Origin of the sequence: Microbacterium pratiae (genome assembly GCF_047302165.1) — a bacterium.
Taxonomy (GTDB): domain Bacteria; phylum Actinomycetota; class Actinomycetes; order Actinomycetales; family Microbacteriaceae; genus Microbacterium.
Genome location: NZ_CP154843.1, coordinates 285,035 through 299,877 on the forward strand (window position 1 = coordinate 285,035; position 14,843 = coordinate 299,877).

Here is a 14,843-nt window from a genome sequence, read left to right on the forward strand (position 1 = left end):
AGCGATCCGTCGTCGCCGACGTTTCCGGCGAAGACGACGTACGGGATGCCGGATGCCGGGCCGTCGACCGCCTGCCAGACCGACACGATCCCGGGAAAGAGCGAGCCGCGCACGCGCGCCCGGCGGATCTCGAGCCCCTGTGTCGCGACGTCGCTGGAGGTGATGCCGCCCTTCGCGATCACGAAGCGCGGCGTCTCCCGGGCGACGACGGCGCGGACCACCTCGACGACGGCCCGCGAGACGCGGCGCGAGATGTCGAGGCTCTCGTCGGGATCGTCGACGCGCACGAGCGTTCTGCTCGTGTGGAGCACGACATCGCCGCGCAGCAGAGCCGTCGCGATGACCGTGCCGGCGCGCTCGATCTCCGCCGGGCGCTGCGCCGGGTCCAGCAGCCTCGGCACGTCGAGCTCGACGACGGCTTCGAGGGGGCGGCGCCGGACGAGGTCGGCGAGCTGACGACTCGTCAGACCCACGTGCGACCCGACGACGACGAGACCGCCGCGTGCCGCACGGTCGGCACTGAGCTGGGCGAGGTCGACGGGCGGCCGGCGCCGCTGGCCGATACGGGCCCGCACGAACGGCGGCCCGACCCGGTAGACGAACGAACGGCCCTCCGCCTCGACGCGCTCGAGCCCCAGTGCCAGCTCGACCAGGTCCGCCTCGACGACGGCGTCGACGACGATGGGGGCGCCGGCCGGGGCGGCACGCAGCACCGCGGCGACCGCGTCGGTCCCCGCCCGGAGATGGTCGACCGTGACCTCGACCACATCGGCGGCGGCGACCGCGCCTCCGGTCTTCTCCGAGACCCAGTCGGCGAGCCGCGATGAACGGAAGCCGAAGGTCGAGTCGCGCGCGAACTCCGTTTCGCCGATCGGGGTGAAGCCCTCGTCCGAGAGGATGCCGTGCACACCGCGCACCGTGACACGACCGGCATCCGGGAACGCGGGCACGATCACGGCGTTCGTCGGGGCGGGCGACCCCGACCGGGCGATCTCGTCGGCGATCGTGTCGGGTTCGAGCGGGAAATGCCCCCGGAGCGTCGAGTCGCTGCGGCTGACGAAGTCGACCCGGACGCCGGTCGCCTCCGCTGCGGCCAGTGCCGCACGCACGACCTCGCGGTTGATGCGCTCGGCGTCGGCCGGATCGAGGCTGCGCGAGTTGGTCAGGACGTAGACCGCGGGAGCCCCTGATGCGAACGCCCACGCGAGGTCGGCGACATCCCATGCGCCCAGGACGGGGAGGTCGGCGACGGACTGTGTTCCGGTCGGATCGTCGTCGAGGACGACGAACACGCGCCCGCTCTCCGCGACGCGCGCGGCGAGCATCCCGAGATCCGGGTTCGTGACACCGGGCAGGACGGGCAGGGGGGCGGTCGGCGCCATGGTTCTCCTCGTCGTCGAGCGAGCCAGCCGGACGGCTGTCAGATGTATGACATCATGCAGCACGGCGGGACGAGCGTCAACCGTGCGCACGGCGCGCCCCGGGCTTGCATAGCCCCGGACGACGTGAGGTCGGTTCAACCGGCCACGTAGCGTCGGAAGTCGTCGAGGGTCTGCTGCAGGTGGTGATCCATCGCCGCGCGCGCAGCCACCGCATCGCGCGCGCCCAGAGCCGCGAGGATGCGCCGGTGCTCCTCGATCGCGTGCTCCTGGATCTCGGGCACCCGCGAGGTCTGCGCCCGACGCTCGGCGAGCACCTCGGTCAGGGGCGCGAGCAGCACGCCGAGGAACAGGTTGCCCGAGGCGCCGAGGATCACAGCATGGAAGCGCAGGTCGGCGTCGACGAAGCGCTCGACGTCGCCCGCGGTTGCTCCCGCGACCATCTCGTCGATGCACGCCGCGCACTCCGACAGCGCGGCGTCGTCGATGAGCGGTGCCGCCAGGGCCGCCGCCTCGCACTCGATCACGCGACGCGTCGAGATGAGCTGCTCCGCCACGAGGGCATCGTCGCCGCGCGCGGCTCGGAACCGGAGGGCATCCGACACCGACCCCCATTCCTCGACGGGGGCGACGCGCGAACCCACACCCGAGACCACGCGGACGATCCCCCGGGCGGACAGCGTCCGCAGCGCTTCGCGCACCGTCACCCGGCTGACATCGAACTCCGCCCCGATCTCCGCCTCGGTCGGGAGCGCGCCACCGGACGGGAACCGGCCGGCGATGATGCCGTCGAGCAGATCGTCGGCGACGGTATTCACGAGCGACTTGCGCCGGCTCATCGCCCCGCCTCCCAATTCTCGAAGGCCGACCAGCCGTTCTCGAGCACGGCGAACCCCGCCTCGAGCGTCGCTTCGGGGTCGTCGCTCTCGTTGACCATCGTCTGGATCTGGAGGACGAACCTCGCGAAGGCCCGGATGCGCGGGTCGGGCCGCTCCTCGCCGAGCTCGGCCGCCACGGCGTCGGCGAGCGCGTCCTCATGGCGCAGCCACATGCGCGCGGCGTAGTCCCGCAGAGCGGGAGTCCCGTTGAGGAAGTCCATGAATCTGCGGGCCACGTCGTCGCCGTGCTCGGCCGCCCCCGCCCGGATCTCGCGCTCGTAGTACTCGCGGATGGCCCGGGCGATCGACATCCCGGCGGGTCGATCGCGCACAGCCGAGACGAGGCGCTCGCGCTGCTCGTCATCCTCGTCGAAGACGAGCGCCTCTTTCTGACTGAAGTGCGCGAACACCGTGGTCGGCGAGACATCGGCGGCATCCGCGATCTCACGGATGCTGACGTCGTCGAATCCGCGCTCGAGGAACATCACCGTCGCGACATCCGAGATCCGTTTGCGCGTCGCCGCCTTCTTGCGCTCGCGGCGCCCCACGGGCGCAGTCTCGGTCATGAGGTCGATCATAGGACGCCGAACCCAAAAACTGTATTGACACCGAAACTGGTATTGATACAGTTCCGGTATGACTTCAGTTTTCTCGCGCCTGCGCCTCGCGGGCGCCGACCGCCGCTGGGTGATGCTCATCGTGCTCACCACCCTCACGACGGCGGGCATGACCGTCGTTCTCCCCGTGCTCCCGTTCGTCGTCCTGCGCTACGTCTCCGGCGAGGGCGAGCTCGCGCTGTGGGTCGGCGCGCTCGAGGCCGTGAACGGGCTGTGCGCGTTCATCGCCGCGCCGTTCCTGGGACGCCTGTCCGACCGGTTCGGACGCCGCCCGGTGATCATCGTCGCGTCGTTCGGAGCCGCGCTGAGCATGCTCCTCTTCGGCATCGGCGGCGCGCTGTGGGTGCTGCTGCTCGCCCGTGTCGTCCAGGGGGCGACCGCGGGCGATCTCCCCGCACTGTTCGCCTACCTCGCCGACATCACTCCGCCCGAGAAGCGCGCCCAGCGATTCGGCCTGCTCGGCGCCCTCTCGGGCATCGGCACGATGGTGGGTCCCGCGCTCGGCGGTCTGCTCGCCGCGATCGACCTCGCCCTTCCGGTCTTCGTCACCGCCGGGATCTCGTTCCTCATCGCGACGCTCAGCGTCTTCCTCCTGCCCGAGAGCCTCGACCGCAAGAACCGCATCCCCGCGATCGCCGTATCCGATCTGAACCCGTTCGCCGTGTTCCGCCGCGCCTTCGTCCGCCCGGAACTGCGGGCGATGCTCATCGCCTTCGCGCTCCTCGCCCTGCCGTTCGGCTTCTTCGTCAACAACTTCAGCGTGCTCGCGCTCGACTCCATCGGCTGGGGTCCGACAGCGATCGGGCTGCTGATCGCCGTCGTCGGAGTCATCGACATCCTGGTCCAGGGCATCCTGCTCGGCATCCTGCTGCCCCGGATGGGCGAGCGCGGCGTCATCGTGGCCGGCATCGCCGCCCAGACCGCCGGACTCGTCGCCCTCGCCGTGGTCGCCTCGCTCGTCGCCCAGCCCTGGCTGTTCGTCCTCGGCGCCCTCGCACTCGCGGCGGGACAGGGCGCGTCGCAGGCGACCCTCGACGGCGTGATGTCCAACGCCGTCGCTGCCGACGAGCAGGGATGGCTCGGCGGGGTCACCCAGTCGCTCACCGCCGCGATGGGCACGATCGCCCCGATCCTCGCGGGCGTCCTCTACGCGGGCGTGGCTCACGCCGCCCCCTATGCACTCGGCGCCGCGCTGATGGTCGTGGCAGCGGTCACCGTGCTGCGCGCGCGAATCGTCAACGCTGCAACGCACCACGGCGCGCGCAACGTTGAGGCGATCGGCGTCGAGACCGGCGTCGAGGTCGCCGCTGGGGCCGCGCCCGGGTCCGCGCCTCGCGCTTAGGCGTCGAGACGCGGACGCGTGCGCGAGCTCGAACGCCTGATCGAGTCGGCGCCGCCTTCGTCCGGTGACACGCGGCGACCGTTCGTCACCGTCACCGCGACGAAGGCGGTGAGCAGCACGATCACCATCAGGCCGGCGAAAGCGAGGACCCGCAGCTCGCGGAGGTGCCACCCCGTGACGACCTGCGCGAGGACGAGTGCCGCCACCACCACGATCATCCCGATGCCGACGGCGACGCGGATGCCGCGGGCGCGCCGCACTCGAACGTCCACCGCGTCCTGCCGTGACATGTCTCTCTCCGTGAGCGGCGTTCTCGGGTGCACCGCTCCACCGGTCACTATCGGTCGCGTCGCTGCGAATGTGCGTTCCGGCGTGGAATCGAGCATTACGCCTCTCCCCCGTGTGCGTCCAGCCCTTTTGCTCGGGGATTCGGAACCGACAGTGTGGGACCGTGCGATTGACAGATGAGCTCGGCGCCTGGGCGGCGCAACAGCGGTGGTATGCCGGCAAGAGCCACCGGCCGCGGTTCCGCATCCTCGACGCGCAGCCTGCGCCCGGCGCGGCGACGCGCTACCTCCTCATGGACGATGCCGGCGCCGTGCCGACCCTCTACAACGTGCCGCTCGCGCGGGTGTCCGCACCCGCGGACGGCGACGAGGTGGTCGCCCGCGACGGCGACGACTACCTCGTCGACGCGACTCGGAACACGGGGTTCACGGTCGGCACACTGGCAGAGATGGGCGTCGATGTGGCGCGCGTCACCGGCTCTCGCGTGCTGACCGGAGAGCAGTCGAACACGTCGATCGTGTTCGACGTCGACGGCGAGCCGACGATCATCCTGAAGCTCTTCCGCACCCTCCATCACGGCGAGAACCCCGACGTGACCGTGCAGCGCGTGCTGAGCGACGCCGGGTCTCCCTTCGTTCCGCGGTTCTTCGGCAGCCTCGACGCCGAATGGCCCGACATCGGGCGCGACTCGGGCGCGGCTCGAGGCACCCTCGGGTTCGCCCAGGAGTTCCTCCGGGGCGTCCGCGACGGCTGGGCCGTCGCCCTCGAGGCAGCCCGCGAGAACCGCGACTTCACCGCGGCCGCTCGAGACCTCGGCATCGCCGTCGCCGGGGTGCACGGCGCGCTGGGCGCGGCGCTCGACACGACCGAGGCCGCAGCGCGAGAGGTGGGGGCGACGGGCGCAGCCTGGCGCCGCCGCCTGTCGATCGCCGCGAACGAGGTTCCCGCCGTCGCCGAACGCGTCGCCGCGATCGGCGCCGTGTACGACGAGGCACTCGCCCGGCCGTGGCCCCGGCTCCAGCGCATCCACGGCGACCTGCACCTCGGACAGGTGCTCGCCGTGCCCGCGGGAGGGTGGCGCATCGTCGACTTCGAGGGCGAGCCGCTGCGCCCCATGGCCGAGCGCGCCATCCCCGACCTGCCGCCGCGCGACGTCGCCGGGATGCTGCGCTCGTTCGACTACGCCGGCGCGGTCGGCGAAGGCCCCGACCCGATGGGGTGGGCGGCGGCCTGCCGCGTCGCCTTCGTCGAGGCGTACGCCGCGGCCCCCGGCGCGATCGACCTCGACCCGGTGCTCCTCCGGGCACTGGTGCTCGACAAGGCCGTGTACGAGTCGATCTACGAGGCGCGCAATCGCCCCGACTGGCTTCCCGTCCCGCTCGCCGGGATCGACGCCGCCCTGGCCTGACCCCGCGGCCTGCCGCGCCGGTCGCACCCGGCGCGGCCCGGCGCGGATACATTCGTCGGACGCGCGGTGCCTGTGTCTACCGAACACCCCGCCGAGGCGACACCAGCACCACCGGTCCGACGGATGTATCGCGGTCTCAGTCCTCGAGGGGCTCGGGTGCGCGCAGCACCAGGAACTGCGCGCCGTAGCCGGGAAGCGACACGCTGAAGCTCTGCAGGTCGTCGACGCGGCCGATCGTCTCACCCGACGCAGCGTCGTAGACCTCGCTGCGGGGCACGAGCTGCTCGGAGCGGACGGTGCCCTCCGTCGGCTCGGCGGAGAAGTTCAGCACGGTCACCTGCATCGCGGCATCCGCGTGGGAGTCGCCCTCGTCGAGCCGGTGCACGAGCACGAGCATCCCGGCGTGGGCGACCTCGGGGATGTCGACCTGCGACGCGGTCGCGATGCCGTGCTCGCGGCGCAGGTCGAGGATGCTCGACAACCGCGAGGCGAACGAGTCCGGATCGTCGAGCTGCGCCGGCAGCGCACCGTAGAGGGCGCGGCCGCGCGGCATCCCCGACGCCGAGCGCGTCGCGGTCGGGTCGGCGTCGAGCAGATCATGCGCGCCGCGCTCGATCCACCGCGTGTCGCCGGCACCGAGCAGATCGGCGACCTCGTCGGCGGGCACCGTCAGCATGCCCACGAGGTCCCAGCCCGAGAGGGCGAAGACCCCGGGCTGCCACGCGTTATAGGCGCAGAGCAGCAGGTGGGCGTCGCGGATGCCGGGAACGTCGGCGTCGGTGATGTCGTCGAGGCGCGCGATTCCCCGGGATGCCGCGATGAGCGACGTCGTCGTGCAGGCGATGCCGTTCTGCGTGAAGACGCGGTTGTAGTCGGCGGTACCGGTGAGGTGCTCGGTCAGGTCGGCACGGACCTCCTCCGCGAGCTCGCCGCCCGTGACGTCGCGCCCACGGAATCGGTACACGTCGTCGCCGTGCCGCGTCGCCCAGTGCACGAGCTCGTACGTGAGCTCGTCGTGGTTCTGCATCCCGTGCACGAGCTGCACCGGTGCGACACCGAGCTCGAGCGAGGAGGTGAGCGCGAGGCGCAGGAACTCCGTCTGCCCGGTCGCGAGGGCGTGGTGGTAGCCCGGGCGTCCGATGAAGTCGTACGAGAGGTCTGCCCCCACAGCTCCGGTGTCGCGGATGTCCTCGATCGTGAGGTTGAGCTCCTGGAAGGTGAAGCCGCCGACCTTGCGCACCATGCCCGCGATGATGTGGTTCGCGGCGTGCGAGAGGGGGTGCCCCTCCGACCAGGCCGGCAGACCCTCCGCGCTCTTCTCGACGCCGAGGAAGCCGTTGGCGTCGAGGCGCAGCGCACTGGTGCCGAGCTCGCCGAGCGAGTGCAGCGCATCGCCGATCACGAGGCGCATGCCGGCGAAGGTCGGGTCGAGCCAGTTGATCGACGGCTGCCCCTGCTTGAAGTAGTGCAGGTAGACCCAGCGCCGGGTGGCGCCGTCGGGGCCGATGACGGGCGCGGTGGCGCTCCAGTTCGTCTCCTTGACACCGGGCGTGTAGAAGATCACGCGCTGCATCGCGCCGATGATGTAGCCGCGCTCGGCGAGCTCGTGCTCGTTCTCGGGGTCGAGGTTGACGCTGTCGTAGCCCTCGGGGACGTCGGGCAGCAGGTGCCAGTCCTCGGGCGGGATCTCGACCATGTGGTAGATCCCGGGGTAGTCCTTGAACCCCATCTCGGCCAGGCGGAAGTCCGCCCCCTTGCCGGTGTGGCCCGGCACGATGTCGTCGATCACGCTGCCGCCATGCGCGTCGGCGACGTCGCACAGGGTGCGGAACTCCTCCTCGGTGCCGAAGGCCGGGTCGATCGAGGTGCTGATGCGGTCGAAGTGGCCGTCGACGCTGGGCGTCTCGCGCCAGTCGGTGATGCCGCCCGCGCGCTTCACCGGTCCGGTGTGGATCGCGGTGATGCCGATGCGCTCGAACACCGACCACAGCCTGTCGTCGCCGAGCGCGGCGAGGAACGACTGACCGGGTCGAGTGATGAGCGAGATCGGGTAGGCCGTGAACCAGACGTCGGTCGTCGAGATCGCTCGGCGCGCGTCGGGGCGGGCGTACGGGTTCCGCCACATGGCGGGCTGCCCCGAGAGCTGACGGGCGAGCACGTCGGCGTCCTTGAGCATCGACTGGCGCACGAGCCACTCGACGTACGAGGGGTTCGTGCCGTTCGCGGTGCGCGGGTCGGTCATGTTGCGGCGGACGCTGCCGCCGCGGAACTGGTCGCGCGGACGCAGCCGCCGCGGACGGGCTGGGTAGCGCTGCTCGTCGTAACTGATCTCGGGCACCTCGAGATCGGTGTCTTCGCCGTCGGCGCCCGCCGCCCCCGGAAGGGTGATCGGGGCGGTGTAGAGGTCCTCCGGCTGTTCGTCGTCGCGCGCCATGCCTCAACGCTAGGGGCGGCGCGGATCAGGCGGAAAGGGCTGGTGCCCGGACGGGCGAACCATTATGGGGTTCACCCGCGCGTGCGCCGCATCCGGAACAAGGCCGCCGCCAGGGTCAGCGCTGCGGCGACCCCCGTCCCGATCCACAGCACGTTCGAGCCGAGGATCGACGAGGCGAGAGCCCTGCGGCACCCGATCAATCGGTGACGGCGAGCACCACCTGGGCGAACGCATAGGCAGCGCCCCCGAGCGCCGCCCACACGGCCACCGAGAGCGCGATCGCGATCGCGATGCCGCGCACGACGTCCGCGCCGTCGCCGGCCCGGCCCTCCTGCACCTCGTCGCGGAGCTCGTGCCCGAGGGTTGTCAACTGCGTCATGGTCGCGCCTGTTCGTCGGAAGCCTTCCGGCGAGGGCACGTGCGTGCCGTCACCGGACTTACGGTGAAGAGATACGCGCGACGGCGGATCGTGACGCGAAAACGAGAGCCCGCGTCAGTTCGCGGTGAACGTCGTCGAACTCCAGGGCCCGAAGTCGCGCGTCTGCGGATTCGCGTACCGCAGGCGCACGACGTTCTCACCCGTCGGCGCGGCCAGGTACTCGTTCCAGAGGCCGCTGGCCGGGATCGTGAGCGTCTGAACGGTAGAGCTGCCCGGCAGCATCCGTTGGATGATCGTCCCGGCCGGCGCGGTCAATCGGAACGGGAAACGAGCAGCGTCCACCGTCTCGGCCTCGGCGGGGCTCGCCGGTCGAGGTGGTTGATCGATGTCGTACGGCATCGCTGGAGACGAGTCCGACGTCACTCCGCCGAGAGCCTGGACCGCCCTGACCGCTCCGCGTCCGGGTGCAAGTCCCGTTGCCCGTGCGGTCCAGTTCCCGAGCGCGTCGGCTCGGGTCTCGCCGACGACTTCCCCCGCATCGCTGATCAGCGAGATCATCGATCCGGGGGAGGCATCCGTGCCGCTGACGGCGGGAAACATCCTGACGTCGGCCTGCGAGATCGTCGATGTCGGAGCGGTCAGCCTCTCGGCGCCGGCCGGCGGTCGCGCGGGAGACGACACCGCTGATTCAGCCGGGTCGTCGGCAGCGCGGGCGGGGTCCTGTCGTCCCGGTCCCGCCGGCGACGCCGCGCGATCGTCCACATCGGATGCCGGCGGCGAAGACGGCGTCGGGTTCTCAGCATCGTCGACCCCCGACGGTCCTTGCGCTGCGGTCCCCTCTTCGAGCACGGGCTCCGGAGTCGCCGAAGCAGCCGGGACCGGGATTGAATCGTGCCCCGGCGCCTCGGCAGTGAGCTGCCCCGATGACGCGGTGAGGCCCCATACCGCGCCCGCCGCCAGCACGACAATCACGCCGGCTGCGCCGGCGAGCGCCAGCCGGCGCGTTCCCGGACGCGCCCCCGGACGCGCCGCAGCCGGGCTCGGGTCAGCGGGTGGCGCTGCCGTGGCTCCGGCACCGAGCGCGAGCGGCATCGAGGGGGCCGGGGCACCCGACAGGTACGTCGCCGTGCCCGCGGCGCCCGCGACCACCGGGAGCAGCACGAGCGCGAGTGTCTGCGAGATCGAGGTCGCCTCGGCGAGCGCGGCCGGGCAGGTCGAGCACTCCTGAAGATGCTGATCGACGCGTCTGCGCTCGCGAGCCGACAGGCCGTCGCGCGTGTAGGCACCCAGCTGCGCGACGATCGGACGGCATTCCTCGGAGCGGACCCGCGTCAGCTGGGCGCTCACCCAGGCGTCGCGGAATCCGCGCTTGGCGCGCAGCACGAGAGCCGATGCGCCGTTCGGGGAGACGCCGAGCAGTTCGCTGAGCTGCCGCGGCGGCATGCCGTCGACCTCGCTGTACCAGAGCGCCTCCCGCCAGCGGTCCGGCAGCGACCGGAACGCCTCGGCGGCGGCCTCATGCTCCTGCGATCTCATCGCGGCCTGTTCGCCACTCAGAGCACGGTCATCCACGACGAGCTCGAGGTCCTCCTCGGTCGACTCTCTCCGGGCGCGGTAATGATCGCGGGCGACGTTGCGTACGGCGGCGATGAGGTAGGGACGGAAGGCGCCGGTAGGGCCCTTTCCCCGCTGGAGGGCTCGGAGCACCTTCTCGAACGTCTCCGCCACGAGATCGTCGGGGTCGAGCCCCCGGAAGCCCCGCGCCGCGGACAGCGCCGCTCCGGCGTGATGCCGCCAGAGTTCACCGAACGCGTGCATGTCGCCGGCGCGGACCTGCTCCAGGAGGGAGTCGTCGCGCGATCGCGCCGCGTCGTCCCACGTACCCATCGTCTTTTCCGCCTGTCTTACACGCCCCCAGCCGGAGCATAGGGAGGCGGCCTCGATCGGCACGATTCACTTCACGAAACGTGACACGGCCTTCCCGAATCTGCGCGATTCGCGACGCCGGAGGGTCGCCCGGGGCGCGATGCGATAGGTCAGGACGAAGGCATGCTCACCTTCCGCATCGCTCGGTGAAGCGACTGGCGAGTGCCGAACCCGGTCGCCCGCGCCACGGCGTCCAGGGTCATCGTGGGGTTGTGTCGCCGAAGCTCGGTCGCCGCCTTCAGCCGGATCTCGAGCAGCGAGCCCGAGAACGTCCGGCCCTGTGCGCTCAGGGCGCTCTGCACCGTCCGGGTCGAGACGCCCAGCATGACCGCGACGGCAGAGAGCGACAGGGTCGGCGAGGCGTAGTCACGGAGCAGGATCTTCATGATCGCGTTCGGCAGCGACAGCTCCGGGGCGTGCTCCCCGACGAGCGCGGCGACGATCGAGCAGGCGACCTCGCAGGCCGCATCGGCCAGGGGCGAGACACCCACCTCGGCGACCTCGGACTCGACCGCGCACAGGGCCTTCACGAAGGTCACCATCGGTCGGATCGATGCTTCGCTCATCGCCTGCCGGCTGATGCGGTCGAAGCCCATCCGCCGCCTGGTGGCGAAATCGGTGGCATCCAGCGTGACGAAGACGAGCTCCAACGGCTCCGTCGCCTCGATCGTGACCGGTGCCGTGCCCGGTGGGATCAGGAACGACGCGCCCCGCCGGGCCACGACCTGTGCTTCCGAGGTCACATGCAGAGCCGGACTCTCGGCCACGATCGCGGCCACGCGATCTGCGGAATGCTCATCCCTCGGCCAGACGACCGTCGCCGCCGGCATGCGGGCATGGACGAACAGGTATCCGCCGATGCGGACGACATTGGCGCGCAGGAGCGCGTCACCGTCGCGCACCGCAGCGAATCCGATGTTCGCCGACGACATGTACGACGTCAACGGCATCAGGCTCAGCAGCCTGTCGCGCCCGTCGGCTCGGAACTTGTTCAGCTCGAACTCGCTTCGATCTGCGAGCGCACGTCCACGACGCATCCATGCCCCCTTCTTGCATGACCGACGGCGATGGTTACAGTCCATTCTGTAATAGACAGCACATCGGCCGCCGCGGGCCGCGCACTGCCCCTCCCCGCACGTATTCGGAGCCTCTTACCGATCGGATGCACGAGCGAAGCTGGGGTGGACCGCCGGGTCCTGGCTGTGGCGGCCGCCGGACGGTAGAACGGATGCCGCACCGTGCGATCCCGGAAGGCGGACGACACATGATCGATCGAGACACACTCGCCGCGTTCCTGAGGATGCGGCGCGAAGCGCTGCAGCCCTCGGATGTCGGACTGCTGCGCGGCCAGCGCCGCCGGACTCCCGGGCTGCGGCGCGAGGAGGTCGCCGCTCTCTGCAACATGTCGACGGACTACTACGCCCGTCTCGAGCGCGGCACCGGTCCCCGACCGTCGGAGCAGATGCTCGCCGCGATCGCGCAGGGGCTGCACCTGACACTTGGCGAGCGCGACCACCTCTTCCGCCTCGCCGGGCACGCGCCACCCGCTCGTGGTCCCGCGAGCGATCACGTCAGCCCCGGGCTGCTGCGCATTCTCGACCGGTTGCACGACACCCCCGCCGAGATCGTCACGGAACTCGGCGAGACGCTGCGCCAGACACCGCTGAGCAGGGCTCTCGTCGGTGACGCGACCCGGCACACCGGGGACGCGCGCAGCCTCGGCTACCGCTGGTTCACCGACCCGTCCGCACGCGCGTCGTACGACGAGGCCGAGCACGCGGTGCTGTCCCGGGTGTACGCGGGCGGTCTTCGCGAGATCGTAGCCCTGCGCGGCCCATCGTCGCGCGCGGCCGCGCTGGCGGCGTCGCTCCGAGAACGCAGCGCGGAGTTCCGCGCTCTGTGGGACGCCCAGCAGGTCGGCATCGCTCCGCCCGAGGTCAAGCGGTTCCGGCATCCGGAGGTCGGCGCGCTCGAACTGCAATGCCAGACCCTCCTCGACCCCGATCAGTCGCACCGCCTGCTCGTCTACACGGCGGCGCCGGGGAGCGAGAGCCACGACAAGCTGCAGCTGCTCGCCGTCATCGGCGCCGCTGCTGCTACCTGACCCCCGGTACCCGGCCGAGGGGCGACCCGGCGATCAGTGGATGAACCGGCTCTGGATGCCGCCGGGCACCGCGATCAGTATGGGGCGAGCGGACCGTCCCGGTTCGCGTCAACGATGGAGGAACCATGACCCGCGACGCTGCTCCCCTCTCCGACCTGCGTGGACGCCTCGCCGTCGTCACCGGGGCGACCGACGGCATCGGCCGGGTGATCGCGACGCGGCTGGCGGCCGCCGGTGCGACCGTCGTCCTACCGGCACGGTCGCCCGCGAAAGCCGAGGCCGCCCTCGACGGCATCCGCCGCACCGTGCCCGGTGCCGACGTCACCACACGTCCGCTCGATCTCGCCTCGCTCGACTCGGTCGCCGCGTTCACCCGCGATCTCGAGACGGCGGGCCGCCCCGTCAATCTGCTCGTCAACAACGCCGGTGTCATGACCCCCGGGTCTCGGCAGCCGACCGAGGAGGGCTTCGAACTGCAGTGGGGCGTCAACCACCTCGGGCACGTGGCGCTCACCCTGGGCCTGCTGCCGCTCCTGCGCGCGGGCGAGGCACGCGTGACGCACCAGACGAGCGTCGCCGCCCGCTCGGGCGGTCTGAACTGGGACGACCTGGACTGGCGGCGTAGCTACGACGACATGGCCGCGTATCGACAGTCGAAGATCGCCGTCGCCCTCTTCGCCCGCGAGCTCGACAGGCGCAGCCGCGCCGGCGGATGGGGAGTCTCGAGCAACCTCGCGCATCCCGGCGTCAGCCCGACGAACCTGCTCGCGGCCCAGCCCGGCATGGGCCGGGCGAAGGCGTCGCCGGGCCGGGCGCTGATCGTCGCGCTCTCGCGCGTCGGGCTGGCTGGCACCGTGCCGAGCGCGGCCGAACCCGCCCTGCTCGCGGCCGCGGGACCCGACTCCCTCGGCGACGAGTTCTACGGCCCCCGTCGCGTCATCGCGGGTGCCCCGCGTCGCCAGGAGTTCTGGGCGCCGTTCCGCGACCTCACCGACGGACCGCGCCTCTGGGATGCCTCGACCGAGATGGTCGGCAGCCGCTTCACGGCCTGAGCGGAGCCCAGCACCGGGGCGGGTCGCGGGAGGCGCGGCGACGCGCTGAATCAGCCCGGACCGTCGCTCGCCGCGGCGAGGAGGGGCACGATCACGTCGGTCACGGGGGTAGGGATACCGTGCTCCCGGCCACGACGCCGGATCACCGCGTTGCGCGCATCCCATTCGAGAGGCCGGCCGGCCTCGCGGTCGGCGAGGATCGACGTGCCCATATCGTCGGGGAACGCTCGGAACCGCTCCAGCATCCGATCCGGCTCGTCGTCGGGAAGGGCGGCGCCGCAGGCGCGGGACACCGCGAGGCACTCCTGGAGGTACGCGAGCGCGAGGTCGCCGACATCTTGCCGCCGGAACATCCCGGCCCGGCGCCCCGTCAGCGCCATGAGGCCCGCCACCGCGTTCTGGAGAAGCTTGCGCCACGCGAGCGTGGTGAAGTCCTCGGAGACGGCGAACTCGCACGCGGTCGCGTCGAGGGCATCACCGACCCGCGCCGCGCCGGCGCTCTGCGGGACGGTGAACCGGGGCTCGCCGCGCAAGCGCACGCTGCCGTCGGGGCGGCTCTCCGCGGGTGACCACACGATTGCCGGCAACACGGTCGACTCGGGCACCAGCGGCCCTACCCTCTCGACCTGCTCGATGCCGTTCTGCAGCACGCAGACGACGGTCGACGGTCCGCACAGCGCGGCGAGCCACGCCGCGGCAGCATCCGTCTGTGTCGCCTTCACCGCGAGGAAGACGAGATCCATCGCACCGGGCGAGTGCGCGGGGTCGATCAGTACCGGGCCGGGAACGACGATCGGGCCATGCGCCGTGTCGAGGCGCAGATCGCGACGAGGCGAGCGGCCGGCGACGAGCACCGGCCTCCCGGCGTCGTGGAGCAGCGCCGCGATCACCGTGCCGATGGCGCCGGGACCGATCACCGCGATCCTCGGTGCTGCGGATCCAGTCATGCCGGCACGCTATCGCGCCGGCGGCTGCGGCGGGAGCTGGCGGTTCACAAGCACCTCGAACCGGCAGATCACCAGCCCTCGACCGTCAA

General features: G+C 71.4%; 12 protein-coding genes and 1 pseudogene. 4 read left to right on the top strand and 9 right to left on the bottom strand.

Annotated elements, in window-relative coordinates; genetic code table 11:
• Positions 1 to 17 precede the first annotated feature (17 nt).
• The 3 genes and pseudogenes from AA0Y20_RS01315 to AA0Y20_RS01325 form a co-directional block, all read right to left on the bottom strand.
• Positions 18 to 1,382 (bottom strand): annotated as a pseudogene (locus tag AA0Y20_RS01315) (four-carbon acid sugar kinase family protein); the annotation flags it as partial.
• A 134-nt stretch (positions 1,383 to 1,516) separates the two neighbouring features.
• Positions 1,517 to 2,218 (bottom strand): FadR/GntR family transcriptional regulator, encoded by a 702-nt coding sequence (locus tag AA0Y20_RS01320; protein WP_412936797.1) that lies wholly within the window; start codon positions 2,216 to 2,218, stop codon positions 1,517 to 1,519.
• On the bottom strand, positions 2,215 to 2,823 hold the full coding sequence (locus tag AA0Y20_RS01325) for a TetR/AcrR family transcriptional regulator (RefSeq protein ID WP_412936799.1): 609 nt from the start codon (positions 2,821 to 2,823) through the stop codon (positions 2,215 to 2,217). Before AA0Y20_RS01325 ends, AA0Y20_RS01320 begins: the two co-directional genes overlap by 4 nt.
• A gap of 70 nt (positions 2,824 to 2,893) precedes the next feature.
• Between AA0Y20_RS01325 and AA0Y20_RS01330 the strand changes: the two genes are divergently transcribed.
• Positions 2,894 to 4,216, top strand: coding sequence for an MFS transporter (locus AA0Y20_RS01330; RefSeq protein ID WP_412936801.1), 1,323 nt, complete (start codon positions 2,894 to 2,896; stop codon positions 4,214 to 4,216).
• On the opposite strand, the gene AA0Y20_RS01335 is transcribed toward AA0Y20_RS01330, so the two are convergent.
• Positions 4,213 to 4,506: a hypothetical protein gene (locus tag AA0Y20_RS01335; RefSeq protein WP_412936802.1), complete on the bottom strand. Its 294-nt coding sequence runs from the start codon at positions 4,504 to 4,506 to the stop codon at positions 4,213 to 4,215. The two genes, AA0Y20_RS01330 and AA0Y20_RS01335, sit on opposite strands and share 4 nt — an antisense overlap.
• A 161-nt stretch (positions 4,507 to 4,667) precedes the next feature.
• On the opposite strand from AA0Y20_RS01335, the gene AA0Y20_RS01340 reads away from it, so the two are divergent.
• Positions 4,668 to 5,912 (top strand): maltokinase N-terminal cap-like domain-containing protein, encoded by a 1,245-nt coding sequence (locus AA0Y20_RS01340; protein ID WP_412936803.1) that lies wholly within the window; start codon positions 4,668 to 4,670, stop codon positions 5,910 to 5,912.
• 136 nt (positions 5,913 to 6,048) lie between these two features.
• Here AA0Y20_RS01340 and treS read toward each other — a convergent pair whose 3' ends face one another.
• The 4 genes from treS to AA0Y20_RS01360 form a co-directional block, all read right to left on the bottom strand.
• Complete coding sequence (gene treS, locus AA0Y20_RS01345) at positions 6,049 to 8,346, bottom strand: maltose alpha-D-glucosyltransferase (protein WP_412936805.1); 2,298 nt, start codon at positions 8,344 to 8,346, stop codon at positions 6,049 to 6,051.
• A 196-nt stretch (positions 8,347 to 8,542) separates the two neighbouring features.
• Entirely contained in the window at positions 8,543 to 8,725 is a 183-nt protein-coding gene (locus AA0Y20_RS01350) for a hypothetical protein (protein WP_412936807.1), read from the bottom strand.
• 114 nt (positions 8,726 to 8,839) lie between these two features.
• On the bottom strand, positions 8,840 to 10,612 hold the full coding sequence (locus AA0Y20_RS01355) for a sigma-70 family RNA polymerase sigma factor (protein WP_412936808.1): 1,773 nt from the start codon (positions 10,610 to 10,612) through the stop codon (positions 8,840 to 8,842).
• A gap of 149 nt (positions 10,613 to 10,761) precedes the next feature.
• Positions 10,762 to 11,688: a helix-turn-helix domain-containing protein gene (locus tag AA0Y20_RS01360; RefSeq protein WP_412936810.1), complete on the bottom strand. Its 927-nt coding sequence runs from the start codon at positions 11,686 to 11,688 to the stop codon at positions 10,762 to 10,764.
• Between the two features lie 227 nt (positions 11,689 to 11,915).
• Between AA0Y20_RS01360 and AA0Y20_RS01365 the strand changes: the two genes are divergently transcribed.
• Together AA0Y20_RS01365 and AA0Y20_RS01370 are read left to right on the top strand one after the other, a co-directional pair.
• The gene (locus AA0Y20_RS01365) at positions 11,916 to 12,755 is read left to right on the top strand and encodes a helix-turn-helix transcriptional regulator (RefSeq protein WP_412936812.1); all 840 of its coding nucleotides are present in this window, start codon (positions 11,916 to 11,918) and stop codon (positions 12,753 to 12,755) included.
• A gap of 125 nt (positions 12,756 to 12,880) precedes the next feature.
• Complete coding sequence (locus tag AA0Y20_RS01370; RefSeq protein WP_412936814.1) at positions 12,881 to 13,807, top strand: SDR family oxidoreductase; 927 nt, start codon at positions 12,881 to 12,883, stop codon at positions 13,805 to 13,807.
• 50 nt (positions 13,808 to 13,857) lie between these two features.
• Here the strand turns inward: AA0Y20_RS01370 and AA0Y20_RS01375 are convergent, their stop codons facing one another.
• Entirely contained in the window at positions 13,858 to 14,754 is an 897-nt protein-coding gene (locus AA0Y20_RS01375) for an oxidoreductase (RefSeq protein WP_412936816.1), read from the bottom strand.
• Positions 14,755 to 14,843 lie beyond the last annotated feature (89 nt).